General features: G+C 60.9%; 25 protein-coding genes and 1 pseudogene. 19 read left to right on the forward strand and 7 right to left on the reverse strand.

What is annotated here, in order from left to right:
• Positions 1–116 precede the first annotated feature (116 nt).
• The 3 genes from NEK97_RS00405 to NEK97_RS00415 are packed head-to-tail and all read left to right on the forward strand — an operon-like array spanning position 117 to position 3,180.
• Positions 117–1,445 (forward strand): extracellular solute-binding protein, encoded by a 1,329-nt coding sequence (locus NEK97_RS00405; protein ID WP_257367945.1) that lies wholly within the window; start codon positions 117–119, stop codon positions 1,443–1,445.
• The gene (locus NEK97_RS00410; RefSeq protein WP_257367946.1) at positions 1,442–2,311 is read left to right on the forward strand and encodes a carbohydrate ABC transporter permease; all 870 of its coding nucleotides are present in this window, start codon (positions 1,442–1,444) and stop codon (positions 2,309–2,311) included. The genes NEK97_RS00405 and NEK97_RS00410 overlap by 4 nt, the downstream gene beginning before the upstream one ends.
• Positions 2,308–3,180, forward strand: a complete 873-nt coding sequence (locus NEK97_RS00415; protein ID WP_257367947.1) for a carbohydrate ABC transporter permease — start codon at positions 2,308–2,310, stop codon at positions 3,178–3,180. Before NEK97_RS00410 ends, NEK97_RS00415 begins: the two co-directional genes overlap by 4 nt.
• Before the next feature lie 11 nt (positions 3,181–3,191).
• Here NEK97_RS00415 and NEK97_RS00420 read toward each other — a convergent pair whose 3' ends face one another.
• Positions 3,192–3,395 (reverse strand): hypothetical protein, encoded by a 204-nt coding sequence (locus NEK97_RS00420; protein ID WP_374111492.1) that lies wholly within the window; start codon positions 3,393–3,395, stop codon positions 3,192–3,194.
• 109 nt (positions 3,396–3,504) lie between these two features.
• On the opposite strand from NEK97_RS00420, the gene NEK97_RS00425 reads away from it, so the two are divergent.
• Genes NEK97_RS00425 through NEK97_RS00450 form a run of 6 tightly spaced genes read left to right on the forward strand, consistent with a single transcriptional unit; the run spans position 3,505 to position 8,586 of the window.
• On the forward strand, positions 3,505–4,512 hold the full coding sequence (locus NEK97_RS00425; RefSeq protein ID WP_257367949.1) for a MoxR family ATPase: 1,008 nt from the start codon (positions 3,505–3,507) through the stop codon (positions 4,510–4,512).
• A gap of 11 nt (positions 4,513–4,523) precedes the next feature.
• Positions 4,524–5,453, forward strand: a complete 930-nt coding sequence (locus NEK97_RS00430) for a DUF58 domain-containing protein (RefSeq protein WP_257367950.1) — start codon at positions 4,524–4,526, stop codon at positions 5,451–5,453.
• Positions 5,443–5,907, forward strand: coding sequence for a hypothetical protein (locus tag NEK97_RS00435; protein ID WP_257367951.1), 465 nt, complete (start codon positions 5,443–5,445; stop codon positions 5,905–5,907). Before NEK97_RS00430 ends, NEK97_RS00435 begins: the two co-directional genes overlap by 11 nt.
• Positions 5,898–6,887 (forward strand): VWA domain-containing protein, encoded by a 990-nt coding sequence (locus NEK97_RS00440; RefSeq protein WP_257367952.1) that lies wholly within the window; start codon positions 5,898–5,900, stop codon positions 6,885–6,887. Before NEK97_RS00435 ends, NEK97_RS00440 begins: the two co-directional genes overlap by 10 nt.
• On the forward strand, positions 6,884–7,885 hold the full coding sequence (locus NEK97_RS00445) for a VWA domain-containing protein (RefSeq protein WP_257367953.1): 1,002 nt from the start codon (positions 6,884–6,886) through the stop codon (positions 7,883–7,885). Before NEK97_RS00440 ends, NEK97_RS00445 begins: the two co-directional genes overlap by 4 nt.
• Positions 7,882–8,586 (forward strand): hypothetical protein, encoded by a 705-nt coding sequence (locus NEK97_RS00450; RefSeq protein WP_257367954.1) that lies wholly within the window; start codon positions 7,882–7,884, stop codon positions 8,584–8,586. Before NEK97_RS00445 ends, NEK97_RS00450 begins: the two co-directional genes overlap by 4 nt.
• A gap of 28 nt (positions 8,587–8,614) precedes the next feature.
• Here the strand turns inward: NEK97_RS00450 and NEK97_RS00455 are convergent, their stop codons facing one another.
• Together NEK97_RS00455 and NEK97_RS00460 are read right to left on the reverse strand one after the other, a co-directional pair.
• On the reverse strand, positions 8,615–9,118 hold the full coding sequence (locus NEK97_RS00455) for a DUF2004 domain-containing protein (protein ID WP_211712244.1): 504 nt from the start codon (positions 9,116–9,118) through the stop codon (positions 8,615–8,617).
• A 50-nt stretch (positions 9,119–9,168) separates the two neighbouring features.
• On the reverse strand, positions 9,169–10,134 hold the full coding sequence (locus NEK97_RS00460; RefSeq protein WP_235520839.1) for a LysR family transcriptional regulator: 966 nt from the start codon (positions 10,132–10,134) through the stop codon (positions 9,169–9,171).
• Between the two features lie 396 nt (positions 10,135–10,530).
• Here NEK97_RS00460 and nrdH point away from each other — a divergent pair, with 396 nt between their 5' ends.
• From nrdH to NEK97_RS00495, 7 genes are all read left to right on the forward strand, one after another.
• The gene (nrdH, locus tag NEK97_RS00465; RefSeq protein ID WP_011775022.1) at positions 10,531–10,773 is read left to right on the forward strand and encodes a glutaredoxin-like protein NrdH; all 243 of its coding nucleotides are present in this window, start codon (positions 10,531–10,533) and stop codon (positions 10,771–10,773) included.
• 48 nt (positions 10,774–10,821) lie between these two features.
• On the forward strand, positions 10,822–11,292 hold the full coding sequence (gene nrdI / locus NEK97_RS00470; RefSeq protein ID WP_257367955.1) for a class Ib ribonucleoside-diphosphate reductase assembly flavoprotein NrdI: 471 nt from the start codon (positions 10,822–10,824) through the stop codon (positions 11,290–11,292).
• An 11-nt stretch (positions 11,293–11,303) separates the two neighbouring features.
• Positions 11,304–13,445 (forward strand): class 1b ribonucleoside-diphosphate reductase subunit alpha, encoded by a 2,142-nt coding sequence (gene nrdE, locus NEK97_RS00475; protein WP_257368427.1) that lies wholly within the window; start codon positions 11,304–11,306, stop codon positions 13,443–13,445.
• Positions 13,446–13,459: 14 nt separating this feature from the next.
• A complete protein-coding gene (locus NEK97_RS00480) occupies positions 13,460–14,254 on the forward strand; it encodes an NUMOD3 domain-containing DNA-binding protein (RefSeq protein ID WP_257367956.1) in 795 nt (264 codons plus the stop codon).
• Positions 14,247–15,221, forward strand: a complete 975-nt coding sequence (nrdF, locus tag NEK97_RS00485; protein ID WP_166840537.1) for a class 1b ribonucleoside-diphosphate reductase subunit beta — start codon at positions 14,247–14,249, stop codon at positions 15,219–15,221. Before NEK97_RS00480 ends, nrdF begins: the two co-directional genes overlap by 8 nt.
• A gap of 371 nt (positions 15,222–15,592) precedes the next feature.
• The gene (locus tag NEK97_RS00490; protein ID WP_257367957.1) at positions 15,593–16,753 is read left to right on the forward strand and encodes an SAVED domain-containing protein; all 1,161 of its coding nucleotides are present in this window, start codon (positions 15,593–15,595) and stop codon (positions 16,751–16,753) included.
• Positions 16,753–18,108 (forward strand): cyclic GMP-AMP synthase DncV-like nucleotidyltransferase, encoded by a 1,356-nt coding sequence (locus NEK97_RS00495; RefSeq protein ID WP_257367958.1) that lies wholly within the window; start codon positions 16,753–16,755, stop codon positions 18,106–18,108. The genes NEK97_RS00490 and NEK97_RS00495 overlap by 1 nt, the downstream gene beginning before the upstream one ends.
• Before the next feature lie 62 nt (positions 18,109–18,170).
• Here the strand turns inward: NEK97_RS00495 and NEK97_RS00500 are convergent.
• Together NEK97_RS00500 and NEK97_RS00505 are read right to left on the reverse strand one after the other, a co-directional pair.
• Positions 18,171–18,713, reverse strand: a pseudogene (locus NEK97_RS00500) (HNH endonuclease); the annotation flags it as partial.
• 68 nt (positions 18,714–18,781) lie between these two features.
• Positions 18,782–19,774, reverse strand: coding sequence for a restriction endonuclease (locus NEK97_RS00505; protein WP_257367959.1), 993 nt, complete (start codon positions 19,772–19,774; stop codon positions 18,782–18,784).
• A 170-nt stretch (positions 19,775–19,944) separates the two neighbouring features.
• On the opposite strand from NEK97_RS00505, the gene NEK97_RS00510 reads away from it, so the two are divergent.
• A complete protein-coding gene (locus NEK97_RS00510) occupies positions 19,945–20,919 on the forward strand; it encodes a dienelactone hydrolase family protein (protein ID WP_257367960.1) in 975 nt (324 codons plus the stop codon).
• On the opposite strand, the gene NEK97_RS00515 is transcribed toward NEK97_RS00510, so the two are convergent.
• Entirely contained in the window at positions 20,916–22,004 is a 1,089-nt protein-coding gene (locus NEK97_RS00515; protein WP_257367961.1) for a YhcG family protein, read from the reverse strand. The two genes, NEK97_RS00510 and NEK97_RS00515, sit on opposite strands and share 4 nt — an antisense overlap.
• A gap of 60 nt (positions 22,005–22,064) precedes the next feature.
• Between NEK97_RS00515 and NEK97_RS00520 the strand changes: the two genes are divergently transcribed.
• Both NEK97_RS00520 and NEK97_RS00525 read left to right on the forward strand, forming a co-directional pair.
• Positions 22,065–22,547 carry a DNA alkylation repair protein gene (locus NEK97_RS00520; protein ID WP_257367962.1) on the forward strand — a complete coding sequence of 161 codons (483 nt, stop codon included), beginning with the start codon at positions 22,065–22,067 and terminating at the stop codon, positions 22,545–22,547.
• An 87-nt stretch (positions 22,548–22,634) separates the two neighbouring features.
• Positions 22,635–24,137, forward strand: a complete 1,503-nt coding sequence (locus NEK97_RS00525) for an FAD-dependent oxidoreductase (RefSeq protein ID WP_257367963.1) — start codon at positions 22,635–22,637, stop codon at positions 24,135–24,137.
• On the opposite strand, the gene NEK97_RS00530 is transcribed toward NEK97_RS00525, so the two are convergent.
• Positions 24,134–25,096, reverse strand: a complete 963-nt coding sequence (locus tag NEK97_RS00530; protein WP_257367964.1) for a hypothetical protein — start codon at positions 25,094–25,096, stop codon at positions 24,134–24,136. The two genes, NEK97_RS00525 and NEK97_RS00530, sit on opposite strands and share 4 nt — an antisense overlap.
• Between the last annotated feature and the right edge of the window lie 38 nt (positions 25,097–25,134).

Below are 25,134 nucleotides of genomic sequence, written 5' to 3' on the forward strand. Positions count from 1 at the left end.
CGCATAGGTGTCACGATGAAGTGCTGGCTTGCAGCCACCTTTCGACCGATTGGAGCCTCATGGGCAGCCGAATAAAGACCTTCCGGGTAAGAACTGCCATATACCGATCTGCCGCCATGTTCTCTGTCGCTGCCATCCTTGCGGCGACGACGTCGTGCTCACCCTCCCCTGATGCAGCGGAGAACAAGACCCTGAAGATCGTGTACCAAAAGACGGATTCCTTCACGGCGCTGGACGCGGTCATGCAGGATGCCAAGAAGGAATTCGAAGCCGCCCATTCCGGGGTGACTGTTGATCTCCAGCCCATTCAGGCCAATGACGACGATTACGGGACCAAGCTGGCCCTGACGCAGCGTTCCACCGACACGGCTCCCGACGTCTTCTACGAAGACACCTTCAAGGTCCGTTCGGACGTCGACGCCGGTTACCTCCTCAAGCTGGACAGCTACCTCGAAAAATGGAGCGACTGGCCCGCGTTCGACGAAGCAGCCAAGGAAGCCGGACGAGCCGACGACGGCGCTGTCTACGCTGTACCGCTCGGCACCGACACACGTGCCATCTGGTACAACAAAGCCGTCTTGCGGAAGGCCGGGATACCCGTGCCATGGCAACCCAAAACCTGGGAGGAGATCCTGGCCGCAGCCCGCGCCATCAAAGCCGCGGACCCTGAGGCCATCCCGTTCAACCTCTACGCCGGAAAGGCAACCGGCGAGGGCACAGTCATGCAGGGGTTCTACGAACTGCTGTACGGCACGGACAGCACCCTGTACGACGAGCACGAGAAAAAATGGGTGGTCGGTTCACAGGGATTCACTGACTCGTTGGCCTTCCTGAAAACGCTGTATGACGAGAAGCTGGCTGTCAGCCCGGCCGAGGCCCTGGACGCGAATGTGTGGAAAAAGGTCTTCGGTGAATGGTTCCCGAAAGGCAAGCTGGGCGCCACAGTGGAAGGCTCCTACGCGCCGTCGTTCTGGCAGAAAGGCGGAGCGTACGAATGGCCCGGCTACGAACAGGACATGGGCGTTGCGATGTTTCCCACTCAAAAGGGGCAGGAACCCGGCGGGGTGAGCATGTCGGGCGGGTGGACCCTGGCCTTGGGTGCGAAAAGCAAGAATCCCGACCTGTCCTTCTCATTCCTCACTACGGTCCTGAATAAGAAGAACGCTTTGTCCTACGACATCAACAATTCCCAGATCGCTGTCCGGACAGATGTTGCGGCCGACCCAGGGTACCTGGCTGCCAACCCGTTCGTGAAGGATGTCTCGGACCTGGTGAAAGTGACACACTACCGGCCTGCGACCACTGACTACCCGAGGATCTCCACCGCCGTGCAGGAAGCCACGGAAGCCGTGATCACCGGCAAGAAGAGTCCCGAGGACGCCTCAGCCGACTACGACGCCGCCCTACGGAAGCTGGTAGGGGAGGACAAGGTTTTGGAGAAATGACGGTCCGCCGCTTCCTGCGGCTCCTGCCAGTGGCCCCGTCGATTGTGCTGTTGACGGTGTTCCTCCTGGCCCCGGTGGTGTGGTCGTTCTACGCGTCCTTCACCAACGCTGCCTTGTCCGGGAAAGGAGCCAGGGACCCCCAATGGGTGGGCATGGACAACTATGTCCGGATGGCTGGCGATGACTCCTTTCCCTTGGCTGCCTGGCTGACGGTGGTTTTCGTCATGGCATCTGCCGTGCTTGGCCAGAGCGGTCTGGGCCTGCTGATAGCACTGCTGATGACCCGTTCAAGCAAGGCCGTGTCGTCCTGGGTGGGAACGGCAGTGGTTGCGGCGTGGGTGCTGCCGGAGATCGTTGCCGCCTTCGCCGCATACGCCTACTTCAACCGGGACGGGACGCTGAACCAGATCCTTGGCGGCATGGGCATCCCGGGCGCGGACTGGCTGTATTCCTTCCCCATGGTGGCGATCATCCTTGCAAATACCTGGCGCGGCACAGCCTTCTCCATGCTGGTGTACCGGGCAGCGCTGGCTGACGTTCCCCGGGATGTCTCCGAGGCAGCCCTGATGGACGGGGCTCGGGGTTGGCAGCGCCTGGCGTTCATCACGCTTCCGCTGATCCGGAGCAGCATAGCGACCAACCTCATGCTCATCACTCTGCAGACCCTCGCCGTCTTCACCCTGATCTGGGTGATGACCGCAGGGGGACCAGCGAACGCCAGTACCACCTTGCCCGTGCTGGCCTACCAGGAGGCTTTCAAGTTCGGTGACATCGGCTACGGAACGGCGGTGGCGTCCGTGCTGATCGTGTTGGGCATGGTTTTTGGCGCGGTGTATGTGCAGCTCCTGCGGGACAGGCGCGCATGAGCCGGACGGAGGTGCCATCGCGGACACAGCATACGACGCCGGGAACCGGCTCACGCCGTCGGGCAAAGCTGGGTGCGAATGCCGCTTTGGTCCTCGTTGGGGTGTGTTTCGTGGTGCCATTGCTGTGGCTGGTGCTTGCCGCCGTCGATCCCCAAGCCAGCTACCAGGCCAAGATGCCCGAAGCGCCGTCGTTGGATAATTTCCGTGCCGTGCTGACCCCGGAGCTGCTGTTCAGGCCCCTGGCCAACAGTTTCCTGCTCTCGGCCGGCACGGCAATAGTGAACCTGTTGGCTGCCGTGCTGGCAGCGTACCCGTTGTCCAGGTACCAGTCGCGCTTCAACAAGCCTTTCCTGTACACGGTCCTGTTCGGTACCTCCCTGCCCGTGACTGCCATCATGGTTCCGGTCTACGGTCTGTTCGTCCAGCTGCAACTGCTGGATTCCATGGCTGCAACCATCTTCTTCATGGCCACCACCACCTTGCCCATGGCGATCTGGATGACCAAGAACTTCATGGACTCCGTGCCCTTGGAACTCGAGGAGGCTGCCTGGATCGACGGTGCATCGAATCTGGTGGCGCTTCGCACCATCGTGCTGCCGCTGATGGGGCAGGGCCTGGGCGTGGTGTTGATCTTCGTGTTCATCCAGGCATGGGGAAACTTCTTCGTCCCCTTCATCCTGCTGCTGTCCACGGGGAAGCAACCTGCCTCGGTGTCGATCTTCAGTTTCTTTGGCCAGCACGGCGCCATAGCCTACGGGCAGTTGGCGGCTTTCTCGATCCTGTATTCAGTTCCGGTGTTGGTCCTTTATGCTCTGGTGTCCCGGGGCATGGGGAACTCGTTTGCCCTGTCCGGCGCCATGAAGGGTTAGCGCGGACGGGATCAGTCGATGTCCTCGACGATTTCGCCGTAAGGTATCGACTCGTCCAAGTGGGCTTGATGGCCTGTGGGACCAGTGTTGTAGGTGATCCTGACGCCGTGGCGTTGATCCGCCGCTGACTGCAGCAGGACAGGGCGGACGGCGTCCACAACGTGCTGGGTTTGGCTCGCTAGGTAGTTCTGGTAGGCGGCTGGTAGCTGATGCATGGCAAAAGGATAGACCCGCGGCGTCCGCATGGGGAGGGCTACCCATTGCGGCTTTTTTGGACCCCGACTTGGATAGAGTGGCCAAACAACGCCAGCAAGGAGAGCACGAGTGCAACAGACCACAGCCACGGCCGGTATTGACGCCCCGGACATGGCCCGTGCCCAGCAGCTCGTGGGTAGCATTGTCCGCAGTTTCGAAAATAAGGTGGTGGGCCAAACCCGGCTGCGCGAGACCTTGGTCCTTGGTCTTTTGACTGGCGGTCACGTGCTTCTCGAGAGCGTTCCGGGCCTGGCGAAAACGACGGCGGCCCAAGCCATTGCCGAATCGGTCAGCGCAGAGTTCCGCCGGATCCAGTGCACACCGGACCTTCTTCCCAGCGACATCGCCGGTACGCAGATCTTCGACGCTGCGAAGGGGACGTTCGTTACCCAGCTCGGCCCGGTCCACGCCAACATCGTTTTGCTTGACGAAATCAACAGGTCCAGCGCTAAGACCCAGAGTGCCATGTTGGAAGCCATGCAGGAACGGCAGACATCCATTGGCGGGGAGTCCTATCCGCTGCCCAAGCCGTTCCTGGTACTGGCAACGCAGAACCCCATTGAGCAGGAAGGGACCTACCGCCTCCCCGAGGCCCAGATGGACAGGTTCATGCTCAAGGATGTGTTGGACTATCCAAGCCCGGCCGAGGAAGCAGAGGTGATCCGGCGGATCGATGCCGGAGTGTTCAACCCGGATTTGAAGCCGCCTGCCGCAGCATCGTTGGATGCAGTGCTCCAGGTTCAGGAGCTGGTGCGCAGGGTTTACATCGATCCGGCCATTGTCAGGTACATCGTGGGGTTGGCCTACGTCACCCGCAACGCAAGCCAGTACCTCGAACCCCAACTTGCCGGCCTGGTTGAGTTCGGTGCCAGTCCACGGGCAAGCATTGCCTTCAGCCAAGCGGCAAGGGCCCTTGCCCTGCTCAACGGCCGCGACCACGTCATCCCGGAAGACGTCAAGAACCTTGCACACCGCATCCTGCGCCACCGCATCATTCTCGGATTCGATGCCGTCGTTGAGGGGATCTCCGTGGAAACCGTCATCGATGCCGTCCTGGCTTCGGTGCAGACGCCGTAACGGACAAGCCATTGCCGAGCCTTCTCCGCCGCGTGAAATCCAGGATGTTCATCTTCGCCCATCGCCGCACCCTCACGTTGCTGGACGGCGAGTACGGTTCCGTCTTCAAGGGCCGAAGCCTGGACTTTGATGAACTGCGAGCCTATGTCCCGGGAGATGAAGTCAGGGACATCGATTGGAAGGCCACCGCCAGGCACGGATCACCGCTGGTCAAGCGCTACGTGGCTGTGCGGCGCCATTCGGTGCTGCTCCTGGTGGACACGGGACGGAACATGGCCGCGGAGGCTTCCTCGGGTGAAGGTAAAAAGGACATCGCCGTTCACGCCGCGGGGGTCATGGGGTATCTGGCATGTCGCCATGGTGACGATGTGGGCCTGCTGCACGGCAACGAAGCCGCCTCCCTCTACGTCCCCCCGCGCACAGGAGAGGAACACCTGGAACGCCTCCTACGGGACATCGATTCACAGATAACCCTGGAGAGTCCCCATGGGAAAATCGCCAAGCAACTCGATTATGTGCTGCGATACCTGAAGGGACGGCTGCTGATTGTGGTGGTCGCCGACGAGTTCCTGCCTGATGACCATACAGAGGCGATGCTGCGCCGACTCCGGGCCCGGCACGAAGTCCTCTGGCTCACCATCCAGGACGCGGAGTTGGCACCAACTCCGGGCAGCGTCGCAAAGGACAGCACGGACGTCCGGACCGCCGAAGCAATCCCGTCACCCCTGGCCATGGACAGCAAGGTGCAGGCCGCGTACGCCACCGCCACCGTGGAACGGACGCGGCGGCGGCGCGATACTTTCCGACGCCTCGGTATCGCCGAAGAACACACCGGTGGAAGTGAGGACGTCCTGACCGCAATCTTCACGCTCCTCGAAAAACACCGCTCCCGGGCCGCAACCACTGCAAAGCGCGGCAAAGGTGGCACCAGTGCAGGATGACTCCGGCTTCTACGAGCCACTGCACTACCAGCAGCTCTGGCTGTGGCTGGGGTTGATGCTGGTACTCCTCGTCGCAGCCTGGTACGCCTGGTTGTTCTGGCCTGCCCGCCCGGAAAAGGCCGCCCGCTTGGATGCCTTAGCCCGCCCGACGCTGGACACATTGCGCAACACCTGCCTGGCCGCCATCCAGGCCACGGCATCGGACGCCGACGCCGGTCGCCTGCCCGAACGTGAGGCCCACCAAAGGCTGAGCTTCCTGGTCCGCGAGTTCGCCGGACGCGCCACGGGGCTGCCCATCACCTCCATGACGCTCGAAGAACTGCGCGGCCACGGGTTGGCAGACCTCGCAACCGGGATCGCACGGATCTACCCCAACGAATTCGCCCCCATGCCCGTCCAAACCGTCAGCCAATCCGCAGTCGCAGCCCGCCAGGTGGTGCTCGAATGGAACTGAGCTACTGGTGGATCCTTCCCCTCACAGCAATCACGGTGGTTTTCGCCGCATGGCTGCACCGTCGCCGTAAACCCAGACCCACCCGTACCGTAGCCTACGGCGAGAGGCTCACCGGGCTCCCCGAGTACCAGCAGGCCCTGCGCCGGCACCGTCTGCGCTTGGCGCTCGCAGTCCTGTTGGGAGCAGTATTCCTGGCCGCCACCGCTACAGCCGCCGCCCGACCCACCCAACGGACCACCGAGCAGCCGGAAATCCGCAACAGGGACATTGTGCTCTGCCTGGACGTTTCCGGGTCCATGACCGGCACGGACGCAGCCATCGCCGGCGTCTTTCAGGAGCTGGCCAAGGAATTCGACGGCGAACGGATAGGCATGGTCATCTTCGACAGCAGCAGCGTTCACGTGTTCCCGTTGACCGACGACTACGAATACGCGGCAGAACAGCTCAAGCTCGCCAAGGAAGCACTCGACGACGGGGCCGGATCGTTCTTCGACGGCACCTGGAACGGCGAAGGCTCCTCCCTGATCGGAGACGGACTGGCTTCCTGCGTCCAAAGCTTCCCAGACACGCACCCCAGCGGGGAACAAGGGACAGCGAAGCGTTCGCGGTCAGTGGTGCTGGCAACGGACAACTTCCTCTCCGGGGAGCCGATCTTCACCCTGGACGAGGCCGTGGCGCTGGCGGCGACCAAGAATGTCAAGGTGCACGCCCTTAACCCCGGGGACGTGGACTACGGTGGCCGAACCGACCAGCCCGGGGCTCAACTGCGGGCCGCTGCCGAGCGGACTGGAGGCTCCTACTACAAACTGGACAGCCCCGAAGCGGTCCCAGGCATAGTCCGCGATGTGCAGGCAACGGAAGCCACCAGCTACCGCGCCGCCCCGCAGGCAATCGTCACGGACACACCTGCGTGGCCACTGGGGATTGCCCTGCTGGCCGGTGCAGGAATGCTGGTCCTCGGATGGCGGCTTGAACCATGACCTTCGAACCGATTCTGCCGTGGCCGGTCCTTGTGGTGGCCGGCTTCGGCATCCTCGTCCTGACTGCCTGGACCCTGATCCCGCGGCAGGGGACCCGGCCCCACGGCAAGGTGCGGCCTGCCGCCCTGCGCAGTGCCGCCGTCGTGCTTCTTCTCATCGCCGCAATGCGGCCGGGGCTTATGGGCGGGCAGTCCGTCAGCGCTTCGTCCGAGATCGATGTCTTCTTCGTGGTGGATACCAGCACCAGCATGGCTGCAGAGGATCATCACGGCACCGAAACGCGTTTGGCCGGGGTCAAACAGGACGTGACGGCCGTCGCGCGGGAACTTGCGGGAGCCAAATTTTCACTGATCACCTTTGACAGCAAAGCCACAGTCCGCATGCCGCTCACACAGGACGCCACGGCACTGCAGACCGCCATGGCCACGCTTCAACCGCAGAGGGCACGCTACGCGTCGGGCAGCAGCGTCACCATTGCGGCCAACCTCTTGAAGGACAGGCTCGACGCCGCCCAAAAGCAACATCCGGGTCGCCCTGCGCTGGTCTTTTACGCCGGCGACGGAGAAAACACCAGTGCAGAGACGCCGACGCCCATGGATGCCACCAACGTTGCCGGGGGAGCAGTCCTGGGCTACGGTACCGGCGAAGGTGGCCGGATGAGGGAATCGGCTGACGGCGGCGCCGGGTATGTCAAAGACAAGGGTTCCAACGAGGCGAAGGATGCTGTGTCGCGTATTGACGAAGCACAGCTCGGGCGCATCGCGGACCAGCTCCACGTCCCTTACGCCCACCGGACGGGCGCAGAGCCGACCTCCGACATTCTCCGTGGCGTCCAGCTGGGAAAGCTGACCACCACCGCAGGCGACGGTCCCGGCCGGGTGGAGCTTTACTGGCTGTTTGCCCTGGCGGCGTTCCTCCTGGCAATGCACGAACCCCTGCGACATTCCTTTGAGCTCGCCAACCTGCGCCGGCCCCTGCGGAAGGAGCCGGACCTGTGAGCCTCCGAACGGCACAACGCCGGCGTCTCCGGCTGGTGATCTGGTCAGCTCTTCCAGTCCTCCTGGTCCTCGCGGTCGCTGCGAAACTCCTCAGCGTCGGCCTGCTGGGCAGTGCTGCGGGGGAGTTGTTCCGGAACGGACAGCACGACGAACTGGCGCGGGCAGCATCGTGGCTTGGCGTAGCCAACATGGTGGAGCCGTATAAGGCGCCCTTCGCCTCCGGTGATGCCCACGTGCTGGCGGGGGAGTTCGCGGCAGCCCGAACCGATTTCGAGGCCGCGTTACATGCGGGGACCGGTGACGATGAATGTAAGGTCCGCGTCAATCTGGTCCTGAGTATCGAGAAGCTGGGCGACGCGGCGGCGGACAGGGGCACGGCAGCCCGGTTGTTCAAGGAAGCGTTGGATGCCGCGAACGCTGCTCCGGAGAAGTGCCGCGAAGCGGGGTCGGCCAATGCCGACGGGGAAGGATCAACATTGGACTCGGCTGCGTCACGGCTCGCGGGCAAGATCCAGGGCACGGACGGGAAGGCCGGCGATGCACCGACCGCCCCGGACAAAGCAACCGAGCCGCAGGCCGGGAAACTAAAGGATCTGAGGGACAGCGCGCAGCAGGCGCAAAAGGAGCGTTCCGAAGGCCAGCAGCGCGACGAATACCTGCGGGGTCCCGATAATGGGTCTGGAGTTGACAGGCCATGGTGATCGACCGCCGTCGGCGTTTAATGGCGCGCTACTCCCACAGGATTTCGTCGTCCACCACGCCGTCCTCATCGGCGGCGACCACCAGGAGTTCGTCGGTGAAGTGCGAGCCGAGGGTGAAATCCAGCACGAAGTATCGCTCGGGTTGCCCCGGGTAGATGGCCACGTGCCCCAGTTTGAGGGCATTCAGGAAGACATCGTTGGTGAGCTGGCCCTTGTCCCGGACACCGAAAACGGACTCCAGCTGCTCTTCTTTGAGTTGTGAGCTGTGGAAATGCAGGAACTGTTGGGGGTTGGTACCGTCCTGGTCGAGTTCATCGGCGATCATCTCCCGGACCTGGTCCACCAGCTCGGGCAGGAAGCGCAGGCGGTAGTCCACTTTGCGCATAGCGGCTTCGTCGAAGTGGTCGTGGGCAGTGACGTTGAGGTCAAGTTCCAGCGGATTGCCGCCGAGTTCATGCTTGGCAACGAAGCAATGTTCACTGCCGTGGTTGAGCTCGACTTCCCCAAAATGTTTGCTCGCTAGCTTGCCCATGTGATCAATCTAACCCCAACCACCGGCGGGTTCCAGCAATTGCGAATATTTCACTTGCGCCGCTGTGAGCCCTTGACGGGCGCGGTTTTCAGGGGGTGCAGGCCGCTTCTTCCGGAGGAGTCCCTGAGCGTGTCGGCCAGCAGTTGGGTGAACAATTGCACCTGCGCGGTGCGCTTTTCGTTGATGAGCAGGGCGAACACATTGCGGGCCAGCCTGATGTCCGGGACGTCCAGGACCACGACGCCGGACGGCCGGTTCCGCAGGGCCAGTTCCGGGACCAGCGAAGCACCAAGGCCGGCTGCGGTCATCTCGAGGCTGGCATGGAAGTCGTCACTGTAGGCCACCACACGAGGGTGCAGGTTGCAGCTGGCGAACAGGCGCTCAATGACCAAGGCATCGCTGGTGCCAGGGTGGTGGACAATCCACGGCATGTCGGAAAGGTGGGCCGCCTCGATTTCGGCATCTTCGCGGATCTTCCACGACGCGGGCAGGACAACGCGGAAGTCGTCGTCGCCGATCCACTGCCGTTCAAGCGAGTGGGGCCACGCCAGCCCGGACTGCCCCACCTGGTAGACCAGCGCCACATCCAGTTCGCCGCCGCTGCGCAGCCCTTGGATGGTTTGTGCCGGTTCTGCCACTGAGACCTTTAACTCAATGCCCAAACCGTTCCAGCGGTCGTTCCGCAGGATGTCCGGCAGGACATAGGTGGCGAGGCTGGGAAAGATGCCCAACCTGAGTTCCTGCGCGGGGGAGTCGTTGGTCCTGGACGCGGCGGCCATCAGGGCCTCAACATCCGTGAGGACCTTGGAAGCGTGCCGTGTCATGGTCAGCGCCGCCTCGGTGGGGACCACACTGCGCGCCGACCGCTGGAAGAGTTCGACGCCGGTATCACGTTCCAGCGCGGCCATCTGTTGGGAGACTGCAGAGGCGGTGTAGCCAAGCTGTGCAGCGGCGGCGGCGAACGAGCCAAGGCGGGTCACCTCCATGAGCGTGCGGAGGTGGAGGAGGTTGACCATCAGCCGATTTTAGCTGTTCGCCACGCCACATTTTCAAAGTGTCACGACACGCCGTATCCACGCGACACGCTGAAGATTAAATGTGGCTAAGTAGTCCACAGGGTGTGGATGACATCTCTCATTTTGGCGGAATCCCGGACATTTTGAACCCCCTGCCCTGTGGACGAGCGGTGGATTGAATGACATACTTGTAATACATCATCTTGGGGTTCCAGTTCGGCGGTTGCACTACATGTAGTATCGATTTACGGATTGAGCGGGAAACCAGCACAAGACAAAATCAGAGCGTGTTGGCTGTCACGGCAGCCCGCGGGCCGGTATCGGATTCAGTAATCAGTTCCGGTTGAGCCCGCCAGATACGAAGAGAATCAGACTTCAACTTAGGGGACAGGGATCATGACCGTAACGGTTTACACGAAGCCGGCCTGTGTTCAGTGCAACGCAACCTACCGGGCACTCGATAAGAAGGGCATTGCCTACCAGAGTGTCGACATCTCCCAGGATGCCGAGGCCCTTGAGCGCCTCAAGGCACTGGGTTACATGCAGGCTCCCGTCGTCGTGACCGAGCAGGACCACTGGTCTGGATTCCGCCCGGACAAGATCGAGGAGCTGGCCCAGGCCGTTTCCTCCGTGGCCTGACTTTCGCCACCACACACCAAGAATTCCTATGTAGTTGAGGTGACTCCCATGGCACCGCTGGCAGCGGCCACCGTACGCAAGGCGACGGAAGCTGTGACCACGAGGAGTCACCTCATCTACTTTTCCTCCACCTCTGAGAACACCAAAAGATTCGTCCAGAAACTGGGCAGGGATGCTGCACGCATCCCGCTGTACGCCCAGGACGCCCCGCTCCAGGCCCTTGAGCCTTTCGTTCTTGTGCTGCCCACTTACGGGGGCACCAACGGCGAAGGTTCGGTGCCGAAACAGGTCATCAGGTTTCTGAACGATCCCGGGAACAGGAAGCTGATCCGGGGTGTTATCGGAGCGGGGAACACAAACTTCGCGGACAACTATTGCGCAGCGGGAGACATCATCTCCGTCAAGTGCAAAGTGCCGCATCTTTACAAATTTGAACTCATGGGGACGCCAGAAGACGTCCAACGGGTCAACGAAGGGCTGGAAAAGTTTTGGACACAACTGTCGCAGAAACAGAAGTAACCGGGGGCGCTGTGGACACGGCCAAGAAGCCGCTGCCTGAGGCTTACAAGGGCCTCGGCTATCACGAACTCAACGCCATGCTGAACCTGTATGGCCCCAACGGTGAGATCCAGTTTGAAGCCGACCGTGAAGCTGCGCATCAGTACTTCCTGCAGCATGTGAACAACAACACCGTCTTCTTCCACGACCTGGAAGAGAAGCTCGACTACCTGGTGAAGAACCAGTATTACGAGCGCGAGACGCTTGACCAGTACACGATGAACTTCATCCGCGACCTCTTCAACCGCGCGTACAAGAAGAAGTTCCGTTTCGAGACCTTCCTGGGCGCCTTCAAGTTCTACACGTCCTACACGCTCAAGACTTTTGACGGCAAGCGTTTCCTTGAGCGCTACGAAGACCGCGTCTGCATGGTCGCCCTGCACCTTGCCCGCGGCAACGAAGACCTCGCCAACCGCCTCGTCGACGAAATCATCGACGGCCGTTTCCAGCCTGCCACCCCCACGTTCCTCAACGCCGGCAAGGCCCAGCGTGGCGAGCTCGTCTCCTGCTTCCTGCTCCGGATCGAAGACAACATGGAGTCGATCGCCCGCGCCATCAACTCCGCACTTCAGCTCTCCAAGCGTGGCGGCGGTGTAGCGCTCTCGCTCACCAACATCCGCGAGCACGGTGCCCCGATCAAGCAGATCGAGAACCAGTCCTCCGGCGTCATCCCCGTCATGAAGCTCCTCGAAGACAGCTTCTCCTACGCCAACCAGCTCGGTGCCCGCCAGGGTGCAGGTGCCGTCTACCTGCACGCACACCACCCGGACATCCACCGCTTCCTGGACACCAAGCGCGAGAACGCCGACGAGAAGATCCGTATCAAGACCCTTTCCCTGGGTGTTGTGGTCCCGGACATCACGTTCGAGCTCGCCAAGAAGAACGAGGACATGTACCTCTTCTCGCCGTACGACGTCGAGAAGGTCTATGGCGTTCCGTTCTCCGATATCTCGGTGACCGAGAAGTACTACGAGATGGTCGATGATTCCCGGATCAAGAAGACCAAGATCAGCGCCCGCGAGTTCTTCCAGACCCTCGCGGAGATCCAGTTCGAGTCCGGCTACCCGTACATCATGTTCGAGGACACCGTAAACCGGGCCAACCCGATCGACGGCAAGATCACCATGAGCAACCTCTGCTCGGAGATCCTGCAGGTTTCCTCCCCGTCCATCTACGCCGAGGACCTCAGCTACGAGACCGTGGGCAAGGACATCTCCTGCAACCTCGGTTCCATGAACATCGCCAAGACCATGGATTCGCCGGACTTCGGTCTCTCCATCGAGACGTCCATCCGCGCCCTGAGCGCTGTGTCGGATATGTCCTACATCAACTCGGTGCCGTCCATCGCGCAGGGCAACGCCCAGAGCCACGCGATTGGCCTTGGCCAGATGAACCTGCACGGCTACCTTGCCCGTGAGCGCGTCCACTACGGATCCGAAGAGGGCCTGGACTTCACCAACATCTACTTCTACACGGTGCTGTTCCACGCTCTGCGCGCTTCCAACCGCCTGGCCATCGAGACCGGCCAGAAGTTCGGCGGCTTCGAGAAGTCCACATACGCCAGCGGCGAGTTCTTCGACAAGTACACCGAGCAGGAGTGGACTCCGGAGACCGAGCGCGTTCGCGAGCTCTTCGCCGGTCACCACATCCCCACCCAGGATGACTGGCGCGAGCTGAAGGCTTCTGTCATGGAGCACGGTATCTACAACCAGAACCTCCAGGCCGTCCCGCCGACCGGTTCCATCAGCTACATCAACAACTCCACCTCGTCGATCCACCCGGTGGCCGCCAAGATCGAAATCCGCAAGGAAGGCAAGATCGGCCGCGTCTACTACCCGGCTCCGTACCTGACCAACGACAACCTGGAGTACTACCAGGATGCCTACGAAATCGGCTACGAGAAGATCATCGACACCTACGCCGCTGCCACGCAGCACGTGGACCAGGGCCTGTCCCTGACGCTGTTCTTCAAGGACACCGCCACCACGCGTGACATCAACAAGGCGCAGATCTACGCATGGCGCAAGGGCATCAAGACCCTCTACTACATCCGTCTCCGCCAGCTCGCGCTGGAGGGCACGGAGGTTGAAAACTGCGTCAGCTGCATGCTCTAAGGGGATAGATCCAGTTGGAAGATTCGACGGCGGAGATTGGCTCCGTTTATGGCGTCCGCCTCCGGAACGAACGTGAGTACCGCTATGTCGGCATCACGACGAAGCCAATTTCCCGTCGATTCTCCCAGCACCTAAAGGTAGCGCGAAGTGGCCGCAAGACGCCCTTCTACGATTGGCTGCGAAAGCAAAACCGGGAATCCCTTTTGATTGAGCAACTGGATGTTTCTTGGGATCTTGAGGAACTTGGCCAAGCGGAGAGGGACTGGATCAGACATCTGAGGCTTGACGGCGACCGGCTCCTCAACCTATCCGAAGGAGGCCTCGGTCCCACTGGCGTTCAATGGACCGAAGAGCAGCGGGAGGCAGCACGCTTGCGTTCCACAGGCAGAAAAGGCTTGAGTCGGCCGGGGGAGAATAACCCGTTCTACGGCGGCAAGCATAGCTTGGAGCAGCGGACCAAATGGTCACTGGAGCGCAAGGGTTCAATAGTCGGGGAGGCCAACCCAAACTTCAGAAAGTTTGGTCCGGACCATCCGAGCTTTGGCCGCTCGATGACCGAGGAAGCACGCAAAGCGCTCTCTGAGGCCAGATCAGGAATCGGCAATCCCAACTTCGGTAAGAAGGCCAGTGCCGAAACTCGTGCGAAGATGTCTGCTGTCAGGAAAGGCAAGCCAATGCCATCCAGCCGACGTAACGCGCACACCAGACATCACACGAACAAGGGTGTTGTGAACCCAACCTGCCAGCATTGCATCGACGATGCAGCGCAAGCGAAGCTCATGCGAGAAAGTGAAACGACAAATGACTGAGAAAGTGAAGCTGCTGACACACGTCGAGGCCATCAACTGGAACAAGATCCAGGACGATAAGGACGTGGAAGTCTGGAACCGACTGGTCAACAACTTCTGGCTGCCGGAGAAGGTGCCGCTGTCCAACGACGTCCAGTCGTGGCACACGCTGACCCCGGAAGAGCAGCAGCTGACCATGCGGGTCTTCACGGGCCTGACCCTACTGGACACCATCCAGGGCACCGTCGGGGCAGTCTCACTGATTCCGGATGCCATCACCCCGCATGAAGAAGCTGTGTACACCAACATCGCCTTCATGGAATCGGTGCACGCCAAGTCCTACTCGTCCATCTTCTCCACCCTGTGCTCCACCAAGGAGATTGACGACGCCTTCCGCTGGTCACTCGAAAACGAGAACCTGCAGAAGAAGGCCCAGATCGTCATGGACTACTACCAGGGTGACGACCCCCTGAAGCGCAAGGTTGCTTCCACGCTGCTGGAAAGCTTCCTGTTCTACTCGGGCTTCTACCTGCCCATGTACTGGTCCTCACGTGCCAAGCTCACGAACACGGCCGACCTCATCCGCCTCATTATCCGCGACGAGGCTGTGCACGGTTACTACATCGGTTACAAGTTCCAGAAGGGCCTGGAGAAGGTTTCCGAGGCCCGCAAACAGGAGATCAAGGACTACACGTTCGAACTCCTCTTCGAGCTGTACGAAAACGAAGTCCAGTACACGCATGACCTCTACGACGGAGTCGGCCTGGCCGAGGACGTCAAGAAGTTCCTGCACTACAACGCCAACAAGGCGCTCATGAACCTGGGCTACGAGGCCATGTTCCCGGCGTCCGTCACCGACGTGAATCCGGCCATCCTCTCCGCCCTGTCCCCGAACGCCGACGAGAATCACGACTTCTTCTCCGGCTCCGGATCCTCCTACGTGATCGGCAAGGCCGTGAACACGGAGGACGAGGACTGGGAGTTCTAAGGCCGCCATACATCGCCGGCGCAAGAGTCCTTTGCGTGCGGTGGTGCGAGTCGGTGTGAGATTCCAAACTAGTTGACCCTTGTTCCCGTTTCAGTTGCCCGGGTCTCTGTCTACTTGAATCTGTTCCATTCGAGTTGAACCAGCCGACTTTGTTTTTTGTCTGGTTCAACGATAAGAAAATGCGACCCTGGGCCGCGGTGGTCTGGATACTGGTTCCTCGGCTGGCTTTAGGAACGATGCGTCAAGGCTGGGCATGATGTTGTCTAGCTCTTGGTCTTCAATGTCGGTCATGCTGGCCAGGCAACTGCCTCGTGTGCTGCGGTCCGGCTCATTGAAGTTAATTAATCATCAGAATAACCGGAGGTTAGTAGATGGCGGAGCGCAAAATTCCTGGTCCAGAGCGGTTGAAGCTGTGGGTCAGGTCTGGTGGCCGCTGTCAGATCTGCCGCCGGCATCTTCTTGAAGGCCAGTTGGCCTACAGGGAACTGACGTTCGGTCAGGCAGCCCACATCGTCGGTCAGAAGGCGAGTGCGAAGTCGCCTAGGGGCCTGGACGAGATGTTGACGGATGAAGAGCGCGACAACGCAGATAACCTGATGCTTATCTGCGATGACGAGCACAGCGAGATCGACAAATGGGGTTCAAGGGATGCTTTTACGGTTCCGTTTCTTCGTGCATTGAAGCGGAAGCATGAGGACCAGGTTTTTCTAGCGACGAGTTTCGGTGAGTACAACCGGACCACTCCAATTCGGATGGTGGGTTGGCTGCGCGGAAGCCCAGCCGAGGTTGGCCGGGACGCTGTGGCGACTGCGGTGATGGCTAGTGCCGGACGAATGCCTAGGTTCGATTTGTCCACGCGGAACATGCTCGAGATAGACCTGCGCGGTTTACCCGGCGAAGAAGGCCCGTCGCCGGAGTATTATGCGGCGGCATGCCAATTGATCGACAGGGCGGTTAAGATCAAGGTGGCGGAGGCGGTCGCCAGCGATGACATCATCCATTTGAGCATCTTCGCTTTCGCCCGCCTGCCGCTCTTGGTCTATCTTGGGGCTCAATTGGGTGACCAGGTCCCGGTCGATGTCTACCAGAAGCACCGGAGCACCGGGGACTGGAAATGGCCTGAAGTGGACGGTAGCGCCACGTTTGCCGTCAGCGCGCCAGACCCAGAGCCTGCCAGCAGCGAAGCAACTCTCGTGATCAACGTCAGCGGCACTATTAACCGGGAGGAGTTGCCGCCCGGCGTTCACGACCTCCCGGTGTTTGAGCTTGCTGTCGACCAGCTTGCACACCCGGATGTCCTGACAGGGCCGGCGGCACTAGACGCCTTCAGCGATGCTTGCAGGCGGATGCTCGCCGAGATGGAGGGCCGGGGCCATAAGCACATCCGTCTCCTCCATGTGTTCGCAGCTATGCCCTTGTCCTCCGCTGTGGAGTTCGGGCGGGTTCTCTCACGCGATGTATATCCATCAATTCAGCTCTATGACCGCACGCCGAGCGGCGACTACGTCCCCGCCATCCAAGTTGGGAAATAATGAAACTGACCCAGTATTTCGGCAAGATGTTGACCGATACTGTGAACCTAAACGCGAGTCGGCTGGGCGACCTCGACACTAGGGTCGTCCGTATCACAGAGGCGCTCAAGGCGGCAGGTTCCTTGGACGGTCGCGTCCTTGACACGGTCCCGCAGGGCTCGTGGGCCCACCAAACGATCATCCGTCCAGCTGCTGGCTTTGAGTTCGATGCAGACTTCCTCGTTCAACTCAGCGAGGATGAAGCCTGGAATGAGAACCCTCGCAGCTACGCAAATGCTGTCTACACCGCGCTGTCTGATCACGCAATCTACGGAGGCATGAGCTCAAAGAAGGACCGCTGCGTCCGGGTGACGTACGCTAACGACTGCCACATCGACATCATCACATACGTTGTGATGGCGAATGGCCGGCAGGTCATCGTCAACCGGAATACCAACCAGTTTGAGGACACGAATCCTGTCGGCTTCTCCGAATGGATTCAGGAAAAAGACCGGCTAACCAACCGGAACCTTCGCAAGGCCATACGCCTCCTTAAATACCTCAGAGATCATCAGGATGCGTTCAAGCTGAAGTCAGTCCTACTGACAACAATGGTTGGAAATATCGTGGACAGCTGGCGCGACCTTGACGGCGACTACTACAAAGATGTGCCTACCACCCTCCTTCATCTGGTTGAAGACTTGGACCGGTGGTTACAGGCACAGTGGACAAAACCACATCTTGCCGACCCAAGCTGCCCGGCGACGTCTTTTAACCACCGCTGGACCGACAGCCAATTCGCTGCTTTCCGCGACAGCATTCATAAGTTGGCCCCGAAGATCCGAGAAGCGTTTGACGCCTCAACGGTCGGCGATAGCATTGCTGCTTGGCGTAGGGTGTTCGGACCAGCGTTTCCCGAATCAGTGGTGACCGCAGCCCCTGTGTCCGCCAGTGCGGCGGTCAAGAGCTCAACCAGCCGCCGTGCGCCTAAAGAACGGTTCATTGAGGAAATGTTCCCTGTCCAGCTAACAGACACAGTGAGCGTCAGGTGTGATGTATCCCCGCCGCGCGAACTCAATCGCGTTCAACGTCGTGCTCTACGGGCAGGTGCGGGGCTTGTTCCCAAGCAACGTGATCTTCATTTTGAAGTCGAAGGGACCAGCGTGACGGGGCATTACGATGTGTATTGGAAAGTTCGCAACTCGGGCTTAGAAGCCGAACGGAAGCAGTCCCTGCGAGGCGAGATTACCAGGGACTCTGGTCAGAGACGGAAAAAGGAAAGTACGCTCTATGCCGGTAACCATTACGTCGAATGCTATGTGGTCAAGAATGGAATTTGCGTGGCCCGGTCCCGCCAGCCTGTTGTGATTATCTAGCCGAAACTCTCAAAGATTAGATATTACACCTCGGCGAACTTCAGTTTACCCAAAGAGTTGGGGGCCACCGACCTCGGATCACGACGGTATGCGGCGGCCTTCGCGGCGGCGATGATGGCTTTGTCTCCTGCACCCTCGAAAGTACCGGTGTCGGGAGCGAGCTCTTCATCCACCGCGGCTCGGTCTTCAACACTGAGGCAGGCTGTTTCTTTCACGAGCAGTGTGGCCCGCCATTCGCTAAGCTGCCCGGAACTCAACGCAGCCAAAGTGCGGGGCATCTCCGTGACTAGAGCTTTGGCAAGCCCCAACAACCTGGAGCCACGGTTCGGTGATTCCCGCCGCGCCAAAGCCACCTGCGCACCCACGCCCTTGCCACGCTCCGCCGCAGGGATGCCGGCCTCGGCTTGCTCGGCTCGCTGCGCTAGATCAAAAGCCACAGCAATCTGCGCTTGCAATCCGGTGATGGCCGACTTCATCTCCTCCAGGGCCCGCAACTGACCAAGCAGATCGCCACTGATAGTGCCAGGCTGAGCCACACCTCGGGAGATGGCACGAAGAGACACGGTAGCCGTTGTCTCCGCTTGCCTTTCCCCGAACTGCTTCATGTCCTAACTCTCGCAGCAGGCACTGACAACATAGCGCCAGCGGCCCAAAGGGGAGCTCAATAACCTCTTTAATGCCCTTCGTTCGAACGATCTACCACGTAAACGCGGCGCAGGGGCATGCGACTTTGCCATCGCGCCGCGAGACTCTCGTAGTTCGCAATTGTGTGTTCGACTATGTCTGCCCCGGTCATCAGGCGCAAGTTCTGGCGCTCACGTTCGTACCCGACAGCGTCCTTGCTGTAGCTGCCAAGGCAAACGAATAGTGCAAGCTCTCCGTGCGCCAGTGTCCCGCTCAGTCTTTGGATGTCCGGGCGGGACTGTTGGGCGCTAGTGTGTTTGCACTGAACCTTGATCAGAGGAGGTTCAAGACCCAAAGGGTCCCTATGCGCGATAACATCGACGCCACCGTCCGACGAGTAGGGGGTTACCCGCGCCTGGTAACCCATGGCGCGGAGGAGATCAGCTGTGAAGTGCTCAAATTCTTCATGGCTAAGGTCCTCAAGGAGCGTCTTTAGTACAAAATCGCGCGTGAACTGATCGAGCCTTGCCGCGCTGGGTTCCGTTTCCACCCAGTCGTCGACAGCTTCCGAAGTCACGTCAGAAGATATCGCTGAAGGGGGTCTAACCGTTCCAGAGTCGAGATAGTCCAGGAAGACTTGCACGTTTTTCTTGACGCGGAAAAGGGTCATTGCCGACCCGATTTCGTACAGCGCTTTCTGCGGAAACAAACCTCGCGAGACGCCCGTCTGGACCCATCGGACTTCCCGTCGATGAGGGTGAACCTGGGCATCGGGGTAGTAGCTGTAGTTCCCTGTTATGACGCCGAAGTTCAGGGTGCTGTCTGCCCGATGCGGTGCGATGACAACGTCGCCTTCCTTCATCTCAAAGGCAAAACGGCGGAGTATTCCCGCCCAGACGGGGTAGGCCCCGGCCTTTGCATCGGGATAGGCAACTTCTAGGGCACGCTTTAGTTTTTCCCTGTCATTGCCGATGGAGCGTATGTCAGCGATGGCGTTCCAGCCGATACTGACGAATCCCTGCTCAAGAAGCTCGCTGGACAAAGCATCATTGTGGATGCCCCACACTACGGCCAATTGGGCCTCCAATTGCTCTAGGGTTCAAGGTCTAATTCTGTTGTTCAGCCTATACGCGGCGCGGAGTTGAACCGTCCCACCCTTGTCCCCGTCCCAACTTCAGGGCAAGATATGGGCCAACTTCGGGAGGACGTCCCATGGTGCAGCTTGAGAAGTTCGAAAAGTACTTGATCGAGGAGTTCTACGACGATTACCGCTCCGGTGACATGTCGCACGGGACGTTCACCAGGCGCGTTGCCTTCATCATGGGCAGCATGACAGCCACTGCGGCGGCCATGACGTTGGTGGGCTGTACACCGCAGGAGATACCGAGGGCAACGGATCCTATGCCGACCCCAACCGCCACCGGACCGGCGGCACCAAAAGGCACTGCCACAACGGCTGTGCCCAACGCCAAAAGTCCGCTGTCTGTCCCGGAAGGCGCAGCGGGGCTGACCACGGCCACAGCCAATTTCCAGTCTCAAGGAACCCAAATCAGTGGTTACCTGGCCCGGCCCGAGGACGGAGGGCAACACCCCGCCGTGCTGATCTGCCACGAAAACCGAGGCCTCACCCCGCACATCCAAGACGTGGCCCGGCGCTTCGCCAAGCAAGGATACGTCGCACTGGCGCTGGACCTTCTCAGCAGGGAAGGCGGCACGGCCAACATGGACCCGGATGCCGTTCCTGGTGCGCTGACCCAGGCTGGCGCAGCACGCCATGTCGGTGACTTCAAAGCCGCCTTCGAGTACCTCAACGGCCAGGACTTCGTCGAAGGAGGCCGTATCGCCATGATCGGTTTCTGCTTCGGCGGCGGCATCACATGGCAGGCGAGCACGGAGATTCCAGGGCTCAAAGCAACGAGCGCCTTCTACGGCCCGGCCCCGGACTTGGCTAAGGTGCCCACCATCAAACCGGCAGTCATGGGTGTGTATGCCGAGAAGGATGCGCGAATCACGGGCCCCATGCCCCAACTCCAGGAAGCGCTGGACAGGACCAGCGTCAAGCACCAACTCAAGGTGTATCCCGGTGTGGACCATGCCTTCCATAACGACACCAGTGACCGCTACGTGGAAGCCCACGCAACGGCGGCTTGGAACGACACACTGGCGTGGTTCAGGGACAACGTCTAGCCCCGCAACCGGGCCGCTTCGCTCGCGAGCTCTGCCTCCAACGTCTCGATGCTGGGCAGGTTGGACACCAGCTCGTCCGGCAAGGAATCCGCAAGTGAGGTCTTCCATTCCGCGATGCCCACGGGTGCGTTGAAGCCTCGGAGCGCGTACTCGGCCACCACGCTGTTCTTCTCCTTGCACAGCAGCAACCCAATGGTTGGCTTGTCGTCCGGGTGCGCCATCAGATCATCAACGGCTGCCATGTACATGCCCAGCTGCCCCAGAAACCCGGGTTCGAACTTCACTGCCTTGAGTTCAATCACCATGTAGCAACGAAGCTTCAGGTGGTAGAACAGCAGGTCGGCAAAGAATTCGTCACCGGCGACTTCGAGCCGCACCTGCTCGCCAACAAAGGCGAACCCCTGGCCAAGCTCCAACAGGAACTTCTCCACATGCTTCACCAACTGCACCTCCAGGTCCCGTTCAGTGTGTCGATCGGTCATGGCAAGGAAATCGAAAACGTAGGGATCCTTGGTTGCCTGCTGCGCGAGGTCGGAGTCCGCACGGACCATGGTGGAGGCGAAGTTGGTGATGGCTTGCCCGGAGCGTTCATGCAAGCGCGTGGAGATCTGGTGAGTCAAAACGTTCCGCGACCATCCATGCTGGGCAGCGGCCGCGGCGTACCAAAGCCGCGTGGCTGCGTCGTCGAGCTTTTCCAGCAGGGCGATCTGGTGGTACCAGGGCAATGTTGCAAGCGGCGCTTGCAACATTGGGAAGTCCGGCCAAGCCTGCGCGAAGCTTTTCATGTACCGCAGGTTCCTGGGGGAGAAGCCCTTCGCTTCGGGGAACCGCGTGCGGATGTCGGCAGACAACCGGGTCACCACCTTGGCGCCCCAGCCTTGCTCCGATTCGCGTTCGGCCAGTTGCCGCCCGATGCTCCAGTAGGAGTTCAAGAGCTCACTGTTGGCCGCCGCCATCGCACGGGTGCGTCCCACTCGGACTTCCCTGGCCACGGTGTCGAGCAGCGTGGGGTACCAGTCGGGCATCGACGATGCGGCGGGAACACCCGGAAATGACGCCTCGGCGGCGAGTTCTTGGGACGGCATGTTTCTCCTGTCAGTGGCTGGTAAAACGACGGTATGGGGAGGCCCTGACAAAATAGGCGTGTGAGTGAAGCCGGTGAATTCGTGGACTACACGCTGCAGATGGAATCGACCTGGGAGAAAGCTGCCGAGACCAGCGAGCGCCTCGGCCAAGGCCTGAAGGTTTATGGTGCATCGGTAGGCGCAATACGCGGAACGGTCCGTGACGCCCTGAAGCGGTACAAGAACCTCAGCCACGACGACATCACGGCCCTGAGCTCTGAGCTGTGGGAGGAACCGGTGTTCGAGCGGCGGCTGGCAGCGGTGGTCCTGCTCCAGACAAAGGTAGCTTTACTGGTCAACACGGACCTGACGCGCATTGAAGGCTTCATCCGGAGCGCCCGAACCCGCGAACTCGTCGAGCCCCTGGCCAAAGATGTGGCGCGGCCGTTGCTGGCCCGGCTCGAGGGTCTGGCCAAGGAGAGGGCGGAGCGGGTGCTGGAGCGATGGGCCAACGACCCGGATAGTGAACTGCAATATGCAGCCAGCCTTGCCGCCGCACCATAGCCCCTTGATAAGCACCAGCGAGCCGCCTACCGTTTCCATCAACACATGCCAGGAGCCAATTCCGTGAATTGAGAGGCAGGTTGTTCGATGAAATCACTGTGGTTGGATAGGGAGTCAGACTTCAAATCCGACCCCGTCCCACAGGAGAAGCACTTTGACTCGATAGTGGTGGGAGCGGGCATCACCGGGATGGTAGCCGCGCTGCTGTTGTCGCGGTCCGGCCAGCGGGTGGTGGTCTTCGAAGCACGAACCCTGGGTGCTGTGACCACTGGCAACACCACCGGAAAGTTGAGCCTCTTGCAAGGCGGCGCGTTGTCAGCCCTGCGCAGCCAGTACCCGCTGAAGGTGGTGCAGGCGTATGTGGAGGCCAACAGGACTGGGCAGGCGTGGCTCACCCAGTACATGGAACAGCAAGCTGTCCCGTTCCAGCGCCGTACAGCCATCACCTTCGCAACCACCGACGACGGCGGCCAGCGGCTCCGGAAGGAAGCTGCGGTCTCCCGGGACGCAGGTCTGGACGTCCATTTCAGCCGTGATGCCGGCCTGCCTTTCAAGGTGGTGGAGGCGCTGGAACTTGAAGGCCAAGCGCAGATCCATCCGATGGAGGTGCTGGACGCGCTGGCCCGGGATATCCGTGAACACGGCGGCCTGGTTGTTGAAGGGGTGCAGGTTCAAAACGTCAGCGGCGACCGTCCCCTGAGCGTCACCACCAGGAAAGGCAGTTTCACCGCCGACACCGTGGTCCTCGCGACAGGCACACCTATCCTGAACCGCGGGTTGTACTTTGCCAAGCTGGAGCCGAACCGGTCCTACGCGGCAGCGTTGAGAGTGCCGGGCGCCATTCCCCCGAGTATGTACCTCTCCATTGATTCGCCCACGAGGTCCCAACGCACCTACCCGGCAGCCGACGCGGAACTGTTGCTGGTGGGCGGATACGGGCACGCCGGTGGCCGGGCGACGTCGCCACGACAACATCTGGACGATCTCCTCGGATGGGCCAGCCAGCATTATCCGGGGGCCGAGGTCACCCATACGTGGTCCGCCCAGGACTACCAGGCGACCAATCTCATGCCGTTCTTCGGCAAGCTTCCCCGCGGCAAGGGCCGGATCTTCTTCGGCACCGGATACAACAAGTGGGGCATGAGTAACGGGGTCGCCGCTGCCTTGGCCATCACCTCCGAGATTCTGGGTGGCCACTCGGACTGGGCTACCACCATCCACCACCGCGTCACCTCGCCCAAGGGGGCGGCCGAAGCCATCCGGCACAACGCGGACATTGCCCGTCGGATGGTGGAGGACAAATCCAAGGTCAAGAACAACCCGGAAATCACTGACGAAACCCGCCCGCCAGAGGGGAGCGGCGTCGTCGGACTTTACAAGGGTGAACCGGCGGCGGTGTCCACCGTGGATGGGAAGGTCTGCAGGGTCTCGGGCAGTTGCGCGCACCTTGGCGGCTTGCTGACGTGGAACGACGCCGAGAAGACCTGGGATTGCCCTTTGCACGGATCGCGCTTCACTCCGGAAGGAAAATACCTGGAAGGTCCCGCGACCCATCACCTGCAAAAGTCCCTGGTCAGGAAGAAGGACTAGCCCAATCGCTCTACGCGTCTTTGCGCCTGGTCCGCGGTGCGTCGTTGCTGGGTCGCGGCCCTGACTGCGAGCTTCTTCTTGGATTCGGCGGTGTCCGTGTCCCTGGTGATGCCGATCAGTTCGGCTTCCAGCTCCGCCAGGCGGCGCTTGGCTTCCTCGATGTCTGCCTTCACCCCCGCACGACGATCGGCCAGTTCCTTCACGGCCTCCCACGCCGTGGCAGCCGCTTGTTCCGCTTCCCGCGCCTCCTGATCGGCAGCATCGAACGCGGCGCGGGCTTCCTCCAGCGCTGCCGTCCGTTTGGCTGCCCGACGCTCGGCCAGGGACGTAGCTTCGTCCTGGGGTGCATTCTTGGGCGCCCGCGTTTTCCTGGCAGGTTCCGGTTTATCCCGCTTCTTTGGCGTGTGCACCTGTTGCTCCGGCACTTTCGAGGCAGGGCGTGCAGCGTCCTCGGGACCGGCAGCCGCAACGGCGCCGTCGAGGTCGACTGCTTCGAACCCGCTGCTGCTCAGCCCCCGTACCAGCCTGCCAGTCGCCACGGCTGTCGCGGCTCCGGTATCAGCCATCGCTGCCCTCAAGGTCTGTTCGACGTCGGCAGCCGCTGCTGCGCTGAGCGGCGCTCCCAGCTCGGCGGCCAGGTCTTTGGCTGCATGCACGGCCGCAGTCAATTCGCCTTGGCGTTTCTGTCCGAGTTCGCGAAAAGCCCCAGCGTCCGACGCTTCCTGCGCGGCCCGGAGAGAACTGCCAAAACGTACGACGCTGTCAATCACCTCGGGTTTGTGAACGGCAAGCATGTTGATGGCCCAGGCTCCGGCAGCTGGCTTGGGAAGGCTGCCGATTTCCTTCGACAGCTCCTTTTCGCCGTTGTCTTTGGCTTTACGGACCAAGGCTGTGCGCTGCGTTGTGAAGTCGCGAGGCATGACGGCGTACAGCTCCTGGGCGGCGTCGCGGAGATCCATGGACCCATCCTAGGGTTCCTCCGGACGAACCCGGTGGA

Source organism: Paenarthrobacter sp. UW852, from assembly GCF_024608385.1.
GTDB lineage: Bacteria > Actinomycetota > Actinomycetes > Actinomycetales > Micrococcaceae > Arthrobacter.

What these genes read in the sequence shown, in the direction of transcription:
- NEK97_RS00530 (WP_257367964.1), bottom strand. Translation starts at nt 25,096, where the DNA reads ATGGATCTCCGCGACGCCGCCCAGGAGCTGTACGCCGTCATGCCTCGC.
- NEK97_RS00490 (WP_257367957.1), top strand. Translation starts at nt 15,593, where the DNA reads ATGGCGGAGCGCAAAATTCCTGGTCCAGAGCGGTTGAAGCTGTGGGTC.
- NEK97_RS00525 (WP_257367963.1), top strand. Translation starts at nt 22,635, where the DNA reads ATGAAATCACTGTGGTTGGATAGGGAGTCAGACTTCAAATCCGACCCC.
- NEK97_RS00510 (WP_257367960.1), top strand. Translation starts at nt 19,945, where the DNA reads ATGGTGCAGCTTGAGAAGTTCGAAAAGTACTTGATCGAGGAGTTCTAC.
- NEK97_RS00440 (WP_257367952.1), top strand. Translation starts at nt 5,898, where the DNA reads ATGGAACTGAGCTACTGGTGGATCCTTCCCCTCACAGCAATCACGGTG.
- NEK97_RS00495 (WP_257367958.1), top strand. Translation starts at nt 16,753, where the DNA reads ATGAAACTGACCCAGTATTTCGGCAAGATGTTGACCGATACTGTGAAC.
- NEK97_RS00515 (WP_257367961.1), bottom strand. Translation starts at nt 22,004, where the DNA reads ATGCCGTCCCAAGAACTCGCCGCCGAGGCGTCATTTCCGGGTGTTCCC.
- nrdI (WP_257367955.1), top strand. Translation starts at nt 10,822, where the DNA reads ATGGCACCGCTGGCAGCGGCCACCGTACGCAAGGCGACGGAAGCTGTG.
- NEK97_RS00420 (WP_374111492.1), bottom strand. Translation starts at nt 3,395, where the DNA reads ATGCATCAGCTACCAGCCGCCTACCAGAACTACCTAGCGAGCCAAACC.
- nrdH (WP_011775022.1), top strand. Translation starts at nt 10,531, where the DNA reads ATGACCGTAACGGTTTACACGAAGCCGGCCTGTGTTCAGTGCAACGCA.
- NEK97_RS00410 (WP_257367946.1), top strand. Translation starts at nt 1,442, where the DNA reads ATGACGGTCCGCCGCTTCCTGCGGCTCCTGCCAGTGGCCCCGTCGATT.
- NEK97_RS00445 (WP_257367953.1), top strand. Translation starts at nt 6,884, where the DNA reads ATGACCTTCGAACCGATTCTGCCGTGGCCGGTCCTTGTGGTGGCCGGC.
- NEK97_RS00455 (WP_211712244.1), bottom strand. Translation starts at nt 9,118, where the DNA reads ATGGGCAAGCTAGCGAGCAAACATTTTGGGGAAGTCGAGCTCAACCAC.
- NEK97_RS00415 (WP_257367947.1), top strand. Translation starts at nt 2,308, where the DNA reads ATGAGCCGGACGGAGGTGCCATCGCGGACACAGCATACGACGCCGGGA.
- NEK97_RS00460 (WP_235520839.1), bottom strand. Translation starts at nt 10,134, where the DNA reads ATGGTCAACCTCCTCCACCTCCGCACGCTCATGGAGGTGACCCGCCTT.
- nrdF (WP_166840537.1), top strand. Translation starts at nt 14,247, where the DNA reads ATGACTGAGAAAGTGAAGCTGCTGACACACGTCGAGGCCATCAACTGG.
- NEK97_RS00405 (WP_257367945.1), top strand. Translation starts at nt 117, where the DNA reads ATGTTCTCTGTCGCTGCCATCCTTGCGGCGACGACGTCGTGCTCACCC.